Genomic DNA, 13436 nt, shown 5'->3' with positions numbered 1-13436 from the left:
ACCGCCGGAGCTTTCCTGCGGAAAACTACGATTCCTCAAGTAATTTCAACAACTTGCCGTTTATGGACGGACACTAGCTAGAAATTGCAGCTCATCGCATTTGGTGAGGATCATCGCCAAAATTCCGGACGCAGGCTTATTGGGCAAATTTTCAAGCGCGTCACTCACCCTGAGATCAGATTGGAGTTGATAAACGCCGACAGTAGTGAAGGCACGCGCAGCCAAGCTCGCCGCCTAAGGGTGCTCTCAGATTATCCGACGTCCGACGACCCGCACCGGGCTGCGGCGGCAGATTCTTTACCTCCTGCGGCACAAGGCCAGCAGCCTCGTTGTAGGCGTATTCCCGCCCAATTTTTTCTCGACCCACTTACCTGAAGCTCCGCCGCGCGGGCTGATCGTCTCGGGTCGCTGTCATCATTGCGGCTGGCGTCAAGGCGGACAGCCGGGGCGAAGTCTGGTGGATATCGGCACCTCAAAGGTCGAGAGGATTTGGACGGAGTTTTAAGCTGACCCGCCGCAGCCGTCACAAACGTAAAGCTCGTCGTACCAGGCGACAATGCAGAAAGCGCCAGGAGCGGCACGCGACCAGTGGCCTATTTGTCAACTCGAATGCGCTTCCACCTTCGTAATGCGTTCCGTCAGTGTCATCTGGATAGCCTCACCGCTTGCAGCTCACGACGCCTTGCGACGCAACGCCGTCTCGTATCCAAGCCAATGGTGAATTTCGGCGGCGATGCGCTCGGCATGCGCGGTGACTTCGGGAATTCCCATCAGTTCGCCAACGCTGCCGCGCGCCAATGGCCCGCTGACGAAAATGCTGCCGGTCGGTCGGCCGGATGTCCCGACCGCACGGCCTTGGCTGTCGGTCGCCAAGCCAAGACCAATCGGGTCCAGCCGGACCAGTCCCATTCGCCCGAGAGCGGCGATTGCGGTGTTGGTCCGGAAAATATCGGCATGCGCCGGCCCGGTTGTGACGATCACTCTGTCAAACGTCTCGATCGTCTGGGTGTGTTGGCGCCTTGGCCGCAGCGTGACACCAATGCGCCCGTCGACCCGCTCGGCGCCAGTAATCGATGCGGCGCGATAGGCGAGCGTGCCTTCGGCAACCCGGCGATCGAGCACGGCCGCGATCTGTGGCGCTATGCGGAAGCGATGCACATCCCACAGCGCGCGCAAATGGCGCACGACGCGGCGTTGCTCAGCGAGCGGCAGGGCCTGCCATATGACTTGCCCTTGTCGCCGGACTGCGTCGAGCACGGGGTGCCAGCCTTCGCCCTGCTGCGCGGCGGTTGCGATGGTCGACCGGATACGCCTGAGAAGCACGGTGGCGCTGCGTGAAGGCAGGCCGGTGAAGTCGCCGATCGGATCGGCAAGCATAGCCGCATGGCCTCGCGATCGGTAGCCATGGCGCGACAGTGCTGTGATGCGACCGCAATGGCTATTGCGGTCGAGCGTTGCGATGACATCCGCCGACGTCAGTCCAGTGCCGACGACGAGCACATGGTCGCAGCGTCCGATCGCTTCCAGCCTTTCGAGATCATAGGGATTGGCCACCAGCCCGGCTGCGCCAGCCACGGACTGCAGGGGCAATGGCAAAGTCGGTGGCGGATGCGTCGTCGCAAGCACCAGAGCGTCCGCTGCGAGCGTTCCTCCCTCAGCGAGGATCAGGTGGTAGCCCTCGCCACTGAGCTTGGCTGACGCGACCGCGGATCTGACATGGCGGATTGTTTTGCCGAACAGAAAGGGCTGAAGATGGGATTCCACGTAGCGCCCGAAAACGCGACGCTGCGGGTAGAGCGCTCCATTGGCGGCAATGGCCTCGGGATCGTCCGCAATGGCGCCGGTCTGCTCCAGCCAGTCGGCAAAGTGGCTGTCCTGGCCGGAGATCAGCGTCATCCTCGACGCCGGCACATTGATGCGGTGTGAAGGATCGGGCGTCGAATAGGCCAGACCATAGCCGAGCCCCTCTCGGGGCTCGACGACCACGATATCGGCAGCTCCGGCGGGCAGAAGCCGCGCAAGGTGAAACGCAGTCGCCGCACCGGAAAAGCCGCCGCCGATGATGACTACGACGGGTCCCCTGCCCGATTCTCTGGCGCTCAAGACTGACTCGCGCGCAGTCCCGACGGTCGATGGTCGCCGGCCACCGTTTCGCCGAAGGGCCCCATGTTCACGGCCGTCGGTCGCGTCGAGATATCGTGATCGAGCGGCAACAACGGCAATACCAGTTCGCCGAAGCGATAGGCCTCCTCCAGATGCGGATAACCGGACAGGATGAAGGTATCGATGCCGATACGCCGGTATTCGTCGATCCGTTCCGCCACCGTGGCCGCATCACCGACCAGGGCGGTGCCGGCGCCGCCGCGAACCAGGCCGACGCCGGCCCACAGGTTCGGACTGATTTCCAGCTTGTCGCGACGACCGCCATGCAGCCGACTCATTCGCGACTGGCCGACGGAATCCATGCGCGCGAACACCTTCTGCGCCTCAGCGATCGTCCTATCGTCGAGGCGGCTAATCAGCCGGTCGGCATCGGCCCAGGCTTCGTCGTCGGTTTCGCGGACGATGACATGCAGCCTGATGCCGAAGGTCACCTGACGCCCGGCTTTTTCGGAAAGACCGCGCACATGATCGACCTTGGCTGCAACGTCTGCGGGCGGTTCACCCCAAGTCAAATATTTGTCGATCTGTTCGGCGGCGACCGCGTTGGCCGCCTCTGACGAGCCGCCGAAATAGAGCGGCGGATGTGGCGTCTGCACGGGCGGAAACAGCAGCCGGCCGTCCTCGATTCGGAAATGCTTGCCTGCGAAGGCGACGGTTTCGCCGCGCAGCACGGCCTTGTAGATGTCGAGGAATTCCCGCGTCACCTCATAGCGCTCGTCATGGCTGAGAAAGATGCCGTCGCCCTTGTTCTCGACCGGATCGCCGCCGGTGACCACATTGATTAGCAGTCGTCCGCCGGAAATGCGGTCGAGCGTCGAGGTCATGCGGGCGGCGAGCGTCGGCGATTGCAGGCCCGGCCGGACGGCGACAAGGAAGCGAAGCCGCTGGGTCAGCGGCGCCAGCGCCGACGCCACGACCCAGCTGTCCTCGCAGCTACGGCCTGTCGGCAGCAGCGCGCCATAGTAACCGATCGCATCGGCCGCTTTGGCAACCTGGGTGAGGTAGGGCAAGTCGACCGCCCTGCCTCCCTCGGAGGTGCCGAGATAGCGGCTGTCGCCATGGGTCGGAAGAAACCACAGGACCTTGATCCTGTCGGGAGTGGCAATGCTCATGAATAGTCCTCTGTGACTTGGCGCGCCTTGCTCAGCTCCAGGCATGGAGCGGCGGATTGACGTCGTTGAGGTAGTAGTTGCCCAAGATCGCGTACTTCCAGCGCACCGGATCGTGCAGCGTGTGGGTGCGGGCGTTGCGCCAATGCCGGTCGAGATTGTGCTCGGCCAGCGTCGAGCGTGTGCCGGCGAGCTCAAACAGCTTGTTGGTGGCATTGATGGCGATCTCGGTGGTGAGAATCTTGGATTCCGCCACAGCGATCTGCGCTTCAGCGACGGTCTTCTCATTCGGGGCGGCGACAGCGTGATCGACGGCAAGCCCGGCCTTTTCCAGAACTGCCTCTGCCGCATTGGCGCGCAGACGAAGGTCGCCGATCGCCTGGATCGTGTAAGGATCCTGCCAGGCATGATCGACGCCACTGTCTATCCAGGCGCGCGACTTGGTGCGCACGAAATCGACCGTCTCATCGATCGCCGCCTTGGCGATGCCGAGATCGACCGCGGCCTGGATGATCTGGAAGATGGCTCCGTCGGCCGTCGGCCTGTCGTAGCCCTTATAGCCGGGAACCAGATGCGTCTTCGGCACCTTCACATTGTCGAGCAAGACCGTGCCGGACAACGTCGTCTTCTGGCCGAAGCTCGACCAGTCGTCGATGACCGTCAGTCCGGGCGCGCCGCGATCGGCGATGGCATACCAGGCGCGCCCCTCGTCATCGAGGGCCACGATCGGGACCAGATGGGCAAGCAACGCGCCGCTCGAATAGAATTTCTGACCGTTGACGACGACATGGTCACCGGCGTCGACGAACTTGGTTTCGAAGTCGGCCGCCCGCTTGGAGCCGAATTCGGAGAACGCGTTGCCGAAGCGCGTGCCGGACAACACCTCGGCGAAAAGCAGCTTCTTCTGGGCCTCGTCGGAGACGGTGCGGATGGCGGCGACGACGCCGAGATGGTTCTGCGGAATCTGGCCCAGCGACGGATCGGCCGCCGAGATGATGGTGATCACTTTCGACAGCGTCACATAGGAGAGCTCCGGCCCGCCATAGGCTTTCGGCACGTTGATCGACCACAGGCCGCTCTGCGAAAACGCATCGAGCTCTCGCTTCGGCCAGAGGCGTTCACGGTCCCGCTTGGAGGCATCCTTGGCGAATTCCGCGGCCAGTTTTTCGGCGACAGCGATCGCCTCGGCGTCGGTCCTGATAACATGCGCCTTGGCTGACGGACGCTCGACCGGTGGCACGGCGCTGCGGATATCGGACGGCTGCTTCGATTGGATGGTCATGCTGCGGTCTCCTTGGGGAAATGGTCGGATGGAAGCGGCGAGCCGCCGAGATAGTAGGTCTTGATGTCAGTGCGCTGGCGCAGGTCGGCAGCCGATCCTTCGAGGACGCTGACGCCGTTCTCGAGCACGGTGGCGCGGTCGGCGTATTTCAGCGCGACCGCCGAATTCTGTTCGGCAACGAGGATCGAAAGGCCTTCGTCGCGGTTTAGCCGTTTCAGGGCGCTGAAGATCTCGTCGACGATCAGCGGCGCGAGCCCCATCGACGGCTCGTCCAGAACAAAGAGCTTCGGCCGCGACATCAGGCCCCGGCCGATCGCCGTCATCTGCTGCTCACCCCCGGAAGTGAGGCCGGACCGGGTTCGCCGCTTCTCGGCGAGCCTTGGGAAAAGTGAATAGACACGATCGAGGTCGGCCTTGACGCCGGTGCGAGAGGACGAGCGTCCGAGCGCGCCGGTGAAGAGGTTCTCTTCGACCGTCAGCGAACGGAAGCAATGCCGGCCCTCGAGGACCTGGACGAGGCCGCTGCGGACGAGCTGTGAGGGGCTTGCCCTTGAAACATCCTCGCCACCGAAGGTGATCCGACCGGCGGTAATGGCGCCGCGCTCGGCCGGGAGGAGATTGGATACGCCGCGCAGCAGCGTGGTTTTGCCGGCGCCGTTGGAGCCGAGCAAGGCGACGATCTCGCCTTTGCCGACCGACAGGTCGACGCCGTGCAGGGCGGCGATGGCGCCGTTATAGACGGCTTCCACGCTGGCAACTGACAGGATCGGGTTTTCCGGGCTAGACATCGATGACTCCGCTGGGAAGCTGGATGGCGCGGCCGGCCAGATTGTCGGCCGCGCCATGGCAACTCAGTTGCTGACCACTGCGTCGGCGTCCTCGGCCGTGCGGATCTTGATGCCCTTCTCGCTGGCATAAGCCTCGGACGACTTCTCGATGATCGGGCGCAGCAGCTTCCAGTCGGGCGCGATCCAGTCGGACACGACGTTCCACTTCTTGCCGTCCCACTGCTGGAAGGTCACGTAGCCGTCACCCTCGTGATTGTCCCAGGAGACATTGATCGAGTGGAACAGGTCCTTGGCGCCGAGCGCCTCGACGCGCGCCGGATCGAGCTTGAGATGCTCGAAGCCCCAGCGCACTTCGTCGCCGGTCAGCGTGCGGTTGCCGAACTTGGCCTGCGCGATGCGGACCGCCTCGACATTGAGGATGCCATTGACGATGCCGAGATTGTGGTAGACCGAGCCGATGCGGCTCTTGTCCTCGAGATTGCCCTTGCCGTCGCCGTAGACCGTTTTCACGATCTCCTGGACCACCGGATACTGCTCGCCCGAGGCCTGGGTGGTGATGGCCGTGTAGCCCTTGGCGGCATCGCCCGCGGGGATGACGTCCTCTTCGGAATTCGACCAGACATTGCCGACAATGTGATCGGCCGGGAAACCGGTCTTCTGCGCAGTCTTCAACGCTACGGGGTTCATTACGCCCCAGCCGCGCAGCACCACATAGTCGGGACGCTCGCGACGGATCGTCAGCCATTGTGCCTGCTGCTCGTTGCCCGGATGCGGAACCTCGATCTGCGACAGTTCGAAGCCGTATTTCTGCGCCAGCAGCTCGTAGATCGGGATCGTCTCCTTGCCGTAGGGCGAGCCGTGATAGAGCACCACGATCTTCTTGCCCTTGAGCCTGTCCAGGCTGCCTTCCTTGGAAGCGATGTAGTTCACGATGCCGGAAGTCTCGCTGTAGGGATTGAGCAGCAGCGGGAAGACGTAAGGGAACACGCGCCCGTCCGTGGTGTCGGTGCGGCCGTGGTTGATGGTGATCAGCGGCACCTTGTCGTCAGTGATGCGGTCGATCATGGCGTAGGCGATGCCGACCGAAAGCGGGTTCCAGGCGGCGATACCCGGATTGCTCTTCAATCGTTCGTAGACCTCGACGCCCTTCTCGACCTCATACTGGGTCTCGCCTTCGCTCCAGGTCAGCTTGACGCCGTTGACGCCACCGTCGCGGATGTTGATCAGGTTGAGGTAGTCGATGAAGCCGCCGAAGAAGCCGGTGCCGCCGGCGGCATAGGGGCCGACGCGATAGCTCTGCAGGGGGAAATACTGTTCGTCGGCGTGGGCAGCCGTCGCGCCGAGCACGAAGGCCGTGGCGATCGCCGCTTTCTTGAGATGACTGAAGAAGGTCATGAGTTGCGTCTCCTGAGGTGTGGGTCCGTGAGAGGATGTCGAGCGGCGCTCAGCTGGACCTTGAGCCGATCCGTCGTTTCAGGCGGTCGAAGAGGGCCGACAGCCCGTTCGGTTCCGCGATGAGGAAGATGATGATGAGGGCGCCGAGCACGATGCGCTGGCTCATGTCGAGCACGCCCGAATCGAACAGGCCGCCAAACGCGAAGGCGCCGATCCGGGACAGAAGAAGCGGGAAGACGACGATGAAGGCCGCGCCCAGAAACGCACCGCGCATCGAAGCCAGTCCGCCGACGATGATGATGAACAGGATCTGGAAAGAGCGGTCGAGGTTGAAGCCGGCCGGCTCTACGGTGCGCAGGTAGGTGAAGGCCCACAGCACACCGGCGACGCCGATAATGAAGGACGAGACGGCGAAGGCCAGCAGCTTGGTCCGGAGCACCGGCACGCCGATGACGCGCGCCGCCGTTTCGTTATCGCGCACGGCAACGAAGTTGCGGCCGGTCGCGCTGTTGACGAGACGCCAGACGACGGCGGTCAGCACGATGACCGTGGTGACCGAAAGCAGGTAGCGGCCGGTCGCGCCATCGAGCGAAAATCCCGCGACGGTAAGGCGGCGCGGCGCGGAAATAACCCCGGACGGATTGTAGTTGGAGAACCAGCCGAACTTGGTCAACGCCCATTGCACGAAGAACTGGGCGGCGAGCGTCGACACGGCGAGATAGAAGCCGCGCAGCCTGAGACTGGGCAGGCCGAACACGACGCCGATGCCGGCGGCCGAAATCCCGGCCAGGATCATGGTCGCCGCCAGCGGCAGCCCGTCGACCCGCAGGTTGAAATTGTAGGCGGCGAAAGCGCCGACCGCCATGAAGGCGGAAGAGCCAAGCGAAAGCTGGCCGCAATAGCCGGTCAGCAGGTTAAGGCCGACCGCCGCCAGGCTGAGCGCCAGAAACGGCAGCAGGATTGCCTCCACGAGATAGCTCGACGCGTAGGCGGGGATCAGGCCATAGGTGACGACGACCAGCACGGCCGGCAGAGCTAATCTCTGCCAGTCGATTGGAACCCTTGCGGCATCGAGCGCTTGCACGGCCATCGGTCAGACCCTTTCGACGGTTTTCTGGCCAAACAGGCCGGATGGGCGCACCAGCAGGACCACCAGCGCCAGCGCATAGGCGAACCAGCCTTCGATGCCGCCGCCGACAAAGGGGCCGAGATAGACCTCCGCGAGCTTTTCGCTGGCGCCGATGATGAGGCCGCCGACGATGGCGCCGAGGATGGAATCGAAGCCGCCAAGCACCAGCACCGGCAGCGCCTTCAAAACGATCAGCGACAGCGAGAACTGGACACCGAGACGCGCGCCCCACAGCAGTCCCGCGACCAGCGCCACGAACCCCGCGGCCGTCCACACCGTTCCCCATATCCGGGGCAGCCGCAGCCCGACGGCGAGCGCCGCGAACTGGTCGTCGGCGACGGCGCGAAACGCCAGCCCGATCCGGGTCCAGTAGAAGAATGCGCTCAAACCCGCCACCATCGCCGCGGCAATGCCTGCGGCGAGAAGGTCGAACGACGAGATCAGCATGCCGCCGACCTCGAAGGGCGTGTCGTCTATGCCGAGGTCGAGCCCGTGCACCTGCGTGCCCCACATCAACTGGGCAGCGCCCTCAATGATGTAGGACAGCCCAAGCGTAGCCATGAACAGCGTCATCGGCGAGCGATTGACCAGCGGCCTGAGCACAATCCGCTCGATGGTGAAGCCAAGCGCGACCATGACCGCGAAGGTGATGAGCAGCGAAAGCGCGAAGGGGATGCCGCGTTCGACGACGCTGACAAAGGTGAGCGCTGCGAACAGCACCATCGACCCTTGCGCGAAGTTCAGCACGCCCGACGTCTTGTAGATCAGCACGAAACCGATGGCGACGAGCGAATACATGACCCCAGAGAGCAGGCCGCCGACCAGCACTTCGATGACGAAGAGGAAATCATAGTAGCTCATCAGATGTCCTCGCCATCGGCGGTGCCGATATAGGCCCGGATCACTGCCGGATCGGTCCTGACCTCGGCCGGCGTCCCGTCTGCGATCTTGCGGCCGTAGTCGAGCACGGCAACCCGGTCGGAAAGCCCCATGACCACGCCGATATCGTGCTCAATCAGGATGATGGTGACGCCGTGTCGGTCGCGCGCGGCGCGCACAAACCCGGCCATCTCGGCTTTCTCGGTCGCCGTCATGCCGGCCATCGGCTCGTCGAGCAGCAGGATCTTCGGCTCGGCCACCAGCGCTCGTGCCAGTTCGACTCGCTTCTGCAGGCCGTAGGGCAGCGTGGCGACCGGACGATCGGCAACGGCCTCAAGATGCAGGAAGGCGATTGTCTGATCGACCTTTTCGGCGATCACGACATCTTCAAGCCGGGCGCGTGGCAGACCGGCAATATGCTCGACGAAGTTGGCGCGTCTGGTGTGGACGCGGCCCGAAGCGATGTTGTCGCGAACCGAAAGACCGGAAAACAGCGCCAGGTTCTGGAAGGTTCGTGCAACGCCCAGTCGCGCCAGACGACTCGCCGGCATCCGGGAGAAGGACTGGCCGTCGAGCGCGATCGTGCCGTGGTCGGCGTGATAAAGGCCGCTGATGATGTTGATCAGCGAGGATTTGCCGGCGCCGTTGGGGCCGATCACCGCGCGGATCTCACCGATGTTGACCTCGAGGTCAACATCGCTCAGCGCCTTGACGCCGCCAAAGGATATGCCGATCCCGCTCAGTGCGAGAAGCGCATCCGGCCGTAACGAGAGGCATGCCGGACGGCTGTCGCCGACGTTACTCACCGCGAGGATGGCGGAAATTTCGGGCGCGCGCTCGTATGCGGCGGCTCCCAGCGAAGCACCAATCATGAAACGCCCCTGATTTGGAGGAGAACTGGCAGCGGCCCGAGGGGCCGCGCCTGACCTATTCCGCGGCGACAAGTTCCCTGTCGCGAGCCTCTTCCAGTTCGCGCACCAGTGGAATGACGCGCTTGCCGAAGAACTCGACCTCTTCCTGGAAATGCAGGAAGCCGAGCAGGATCAGGTCGGCGCCGGCGTCCTTGAGCTTGAGGATGCGTTCAGCGATCTGTTCCGGCGTGCCGATGAGATTGCTGCGGAAGCCGTCATTGTATTGCACCAGATCCTCGAAGGAGGATTTCGCCCAATTGCCTTCGCCTTCCGGCGAGGCCTTGCCGGCATTCTTGACCTGATCGGCAAAACCCTGGACTGCCTCGGGATTGGCCTTGGCGATGATCTCGTCGAGCACTGTGCGCGCCTCTGCCTCGGTCTCGCGAGCGATGGCGAAGGCATTGACGCCGATCTTGACGTTGTGGCCATTGGCTTTCGCCTTGGCGCGGATGTCGTCGACCTGCTTCCGGATCTCCTCCGGCGTGTTGCCATTGGTAAAATACCAGTCGGACACCCGTGCAGCCATGTCACGTGCGGCGCGCGACGAGCCGCCCTGAAAGATCTCGGGCAAGGGCTCGATCGGCTTCGGCTTCATCGAATAGTTGGTGAAGCGGTAGAAATCGCCCTTCAGCGTGAAGCTGTCCTCGGTCCAGATACCACGCAGCGCCCGGATGAATTCCTCCGACCGCCGGTAGCGCTCGTCATGGTCGAGCCAGAGCTCGCCAATGGCGGCGAACTCGCCGCGGAACCAGCCGCTGACGACATTGACGGCGACGCGGCCGTTGGTCAGGTGGTTGATGGTAGCGATCTGCTTGGCCGCCAGCGCAGGATTCCATGGGCCGGGCAGGATCGCCGCGATGACCTTCAGCGTTGTGGTGGCGGCAAGCAAGGCATGGCTGAACGACACCGATTCGTGCTGGTTGTCGGCGCCGTAGCCGGCGGTGAAGCGTATCTGGCTCAGCGCGAAATCGAAGCCGTTGGCCTCGGCGATTTGGGCAAGCTTGCGGTTGTAATCGATATCCCAGCCGGTCCGCTGCTCGATGTTGGAGATGACCAGTCCGCCCGAGACATTCGGAACCCAGTAGGCGAATTTGAGGCTGTCGGAATGCGAGGTCATGTCGTCGTTTCCCCTTTGATTGGCTCAGCCGACGCGCGTGGCGACGGCAGCGTTCGTATGACTGGAATTGAGCAAGGACACCGCTTCGCTAGCGGCCCTCGAAATGCGCTCGATGATGGCCGCACCGGCGATCTCGCCTTCGATGAAATCGTCGGGCGCGCCGTAGACGCCAGTCGGAACGGTGACGGCACCGAAAAAGCCGAACAATGGCCGGAGCTGATGTTCGAGCACCAGGCCATGGTATGGGCTGCCACCGGTCGCCGCGAGCAGCACGGTCTTGCCGGTCAGCGCACGATAATCGACGAGATCGAACAGGTGTTTGAGGGCACCGGTGTAGGATGCTCGATAGACAGGCGTTCCGACCACGAGCAGGTCGGCCTTCTCGACACGCTGGATGATCGCTTCTCCGGATGCACCAAGTGCGTCGCGGGATAGCCCGGCGAAAAGCGAGGGTGCCGCCTCGGTGATCTCGATCAGACCGGTGTCGGCCGGCACGCGCAACGCGACCGCCTTGACAAGCGCGTTCACCACCGCGGTGGTGCGGGATGGTGTGTTTACGCCGCCCGATATTCCGAGAACCGATAGCCCTGCCAAGTCACCACTCTCCCACATCTTGCCTGCGCTTGAGGCCAGCCCACATTAGGTCAAACCATATTCTATAAAATCTATAGAGATAAGGAATTTTGTTCCGATTTTTCGCGCCGATGGGAAAATCGGGCTGTTTGAAAAGGGGGTCGACGGTTAGGCATCGCTCTACCGCGATGCTGGGCGCTTCGAGGATTGTGGCTGCCATCTCGATCAGGGTGCCATCGTGGGAACTGTCGCTTGCACGCCAGCAGACGGTCGAGATGGCAAAGAGCTACAGCGTTTAACTGCTCGTCAGTTTTGACGAACCGACGGGGCACTAACGAACCAAGAGGCCGAGGCGCTTTTCGTAACGATCACGCGCCTGAAGAAATCGATGGCGTGGGCATCGTGTAAATTTCACACAAGAGTGGAAAGGAAGTGCTGACGCTTGCCGACAGGGTGACGGTCCTACGCGACGGAAGGAATATCGGCACACTGGCTGGCGAAAAGATCAAAGAGCGCGAGATCACACATGATTGGCCCGTTCGGCCGACAGTTATTTCCATCCGCACAGCGCCAACTCGTCGAAGAGGTTCTGCGCCTCGAGGGTTTCTATCAAAGCGATTGTGTCAATGAGCTGCTGTGCCTGCAGCGCGCCAACTTCGCGTTGTGCGCGACGATACCCAGCAGATGAAAATCCGAGCGCGGCGCGTAGATCTCTGGGGCAATCAAGGGTGCAAAGGACATAGCAAAGCCGCTAGATATGAACCGGATTAACAGGACGTGCTCTAGCGTGGCCAAGGACATCATAATTACGGGGCGACCTGCCAACCTCGCACCGTGATATAGCTTGTCCACTGTCGCAATCGCGACAGAATGGTTTCGTCGCTAACAAACGAAACCAGCCGCGCAAAGCCAACCTTGCAATAACAACGGCTTTTTAGCTGGCATGGCTCTTGCTGCTTGAGCTGTAACGTGCACTCCGGCACAGAGCCGCTTCCAGCGGATCTCACGATCATTGCGCATATGTAGGCCAAAGGACTTTTCGTTAGCGAGGTCAGGGCGACGATAAGTAATCGTCCCGTTCACCGAGTTCAATTGGACCTGAGTTATGGAGGAGGTCATACAATGAGCAAGGCGATTTCGTTCGGGGCGGAAGTCTTGCCGGTGACGGCGTCATCGACGACCCTTCGCGAGCTCATTTTTTCCAACGACCTCACATTTTTGATGGAAGCGCATGATGGGCTTTCGGCAGCGATCGCCGAGCGTGTCGGCTTTCGCGGGCTCTGGGCCTCTGGTCTTTCCATCGCCTCGGCGCTCGGCTATCGCGACGCCAACGAAGCGAGTTGGACCCAAGTCGTCGACGTCGTCGAGCGCATAGTCGATGCGACGGACATCCCTGTTCTTGTCGATGGTGACAGCGGCTTCGGAAATTTCAACAATGCTCGCTTGGTCGCGCGGAAGCTTGAGCAACGCGGGGCCAGCGGCATGTGCCTTGAAGACAAGGGCTTTCCGAAGTTGAACTCCTTTGTCGGGGATCGGCATCCGCTTGCTGACATCGACGAATTCTGCGGCCGGCTCAAAGCCGTGAAAGACACGACGGGACCGGATTTCGTCGTCGTCGCGCGGATCGAGGCGCTGATCGCCGGTCACGGTCTCGATGAGGCGCTGGTCCGGGCCGAGGCTTATGCAGAAGCCGGCCCCGACGCGATCCTCATACACTCCGGCAAGGCCGTCGCAGACGAGATCCTGACCTTCGCCCAGGAATGGAACAACAAGCTGCCGATCGTCATCGTCCCCACCAAATACTACAAAACGCCGGCTTCGGTTTTTCGTGATGCCGGCATTTCGACGGTAATCTGGGCCAACCATTCGATGCGGGCGGCGATCGCTGGCATGCGTAACATCTGCGGCCGCATCTGGTCGGAAGAAAGCATCGCCGGGATAGAGGACCAGGTTGCCGGCCTCGACGAGCTGTTCAGCCTGATCGGCTATCACGAACTGGCTCAGGCGGAAGAACAGTATCTGCCGAAGCGGACAGCAGAGCGACGTCCGAGCGACTCGGACCAAGTTCAAAAATTCGACAATTAGCTCAG

At 62.4% G+C, this 13436-nt stretch carries 11 protein-coding genes; 1 reads left to right on the top strand and 10 read right to left on the bottom strand.

The genetic code is table 11. The features are described from left to right. Positions 1-672: 672 nt before the first annotated feature. The 10 genes from AC0L15_RS12735 to msuE all read right to left on the bottom strand — a co-directional run bounded on the left by AC0L15_RS12735 (position 673) and on the right by msuE (position 11367). Complete coding sequence (locus AC0L15_RS12735) at positions 673-2103, bottom strand: FAD/NAD(P)-binding protein (RefSeq protein WP_473496443.1); 1431 nt, start codon at positions 2101-2103, stop codon at positions 673-675. Next, positions 2100-3275 carry an FMNH2-dependent alkanesulfonate monooxygenase gene (gene ssuD / locus AC0L15_RS12730; RefSeq protein WP_473496442.1) on the bottom strand — a complete coding sequence of 392 codons (1176 nt, stop codon included), beginning with the start codon at positions 3273-3275 and terminating at the stop codon, positions 2100-2102. The genes AC0L15_RS12735 and ssuD overlap by 4 nt, the downstream gene beginning before the upstream one ends. Positions 3276-3306: 31 nt before the next feature. Continuing rightward, a complete protein-coding gene (locus tag AC0L15_RS12725) occupies positions 3307-4554 on the bottom strand; it encodes an SfnB family sulfur acquisition oxidoreductase (protein WP_473496441.1) in 1248 nt (415 codons plus the stop codon). Beyond that, complete coding sequence (locus tag AC0L15_RS12720) at positions 4551-5342, bottom strand: ABC transporter ATP-binding protein (RefSeq protein ID WP_473496440.1); 792 nt, start codon at positions 5340-5342, stop codon at positions 4551-4553. Before AC0L15_RS12720 ends, AC0L15_RS12725 begins: the two co-directional genes overlap by 4 nt. 63 nt (positions 5343-5405) lie before the next feature. After that, the gene (locus tag AC0L15_RS12715; RefSeq protein ID WP_473496439.1) at positions 5406-6737 is read right to left on the bottom strand and encodes an ABC transporter substrate-binding protein; all 1332 of its coding nucleotides are present in this window, start codon (positions 6735-6737) and stop codon (positions 5406-5408) included. Between the two features lie 49 nt (positions 6738-6786). Then, positions 6787-7827, bottom strand: a complete 1041-nt coding sequence (locus AC0L15_RS12710; RefSeq protein ID WP_473496438.1) for a branched-chain amino acid ABC transporter permease — start codon at positions 7825-7827, stop codon at positions 6787-6789. 3 nt (positions 7828-7830) lie between these two features. Continuing rightward, positions 7831-8727, bottom strand: a complete 897-nt coding sequence (locus tag AC0L15_RS12705; RefSeq protein ID WP_473496437.1) for a branched-chain amino acid ABC transporter permease — start codon at positions 8725-8727, stop codon at positions 7831-7833. Further along, the gene (locus tag AC0L15_RS12700; RefSeq protein ID WP_473496436.1) at positions 8727-9617 is read right to left on the bottom strand and encodes an ABC transporter ATP-binding protein; all 891 of its coding nucleotides are present in this window, start codon (positions 9615-9617) and stop codon (positions 8727-8729) included. The genes AC0L15_RS12705 and AC0L15_RS12700 overlap by 1 nt, the downstream gene beginning before the upstream one ends. A 55-nt stretch (positions 9618-9672) precedes the next feature. Further along, positions 9673-10773, bottom strand: a complete 1101-nt coding sequence (gene sfnG / locus AC0L15_RS12695) for a dimethylsulfone monooxygenase SfnG (protein WP_473496435.1) — start codon at positions 10771-10773, stop codon at positions 9673-9675. A gap of 24 nt (positions 10774-10797) precedes the next feature. Then, entirely contained in the window at positions 10798-11367 is a 570-nt protein-coding gene (gene msuE, locus AC0L15_RS12690) for an FMN reductase (protein ID WP_473496434.1), read from the bottom strand. A 1101-nt stretch (positions 11368-12468) separates the two neighbouring features. Between msuE and aepX the strand changes: the two genes are divergently transcribed. Beyond that, the gene (gene aepX, locus AC0L15_RS12685; RefSeq protein ID WP_473496433.1) at positions 12469-13431 is read left to right on the top strand and encodes a phosphoenolpyruvate mutase; all 963 of its coding nucleotides are present in this window, start codon (positions 12469-12471) and stop codon (positions 13429-13431) included. Positions 13432-13436: the final 5 nt, after the last annotated feature.

This window comes from Mesorhizobium sp. WSM4846 (genome assembly GCF_055811415.1).
This window is presented reverse-complemented; position numbering and strand designations above follow the sequence as displayed.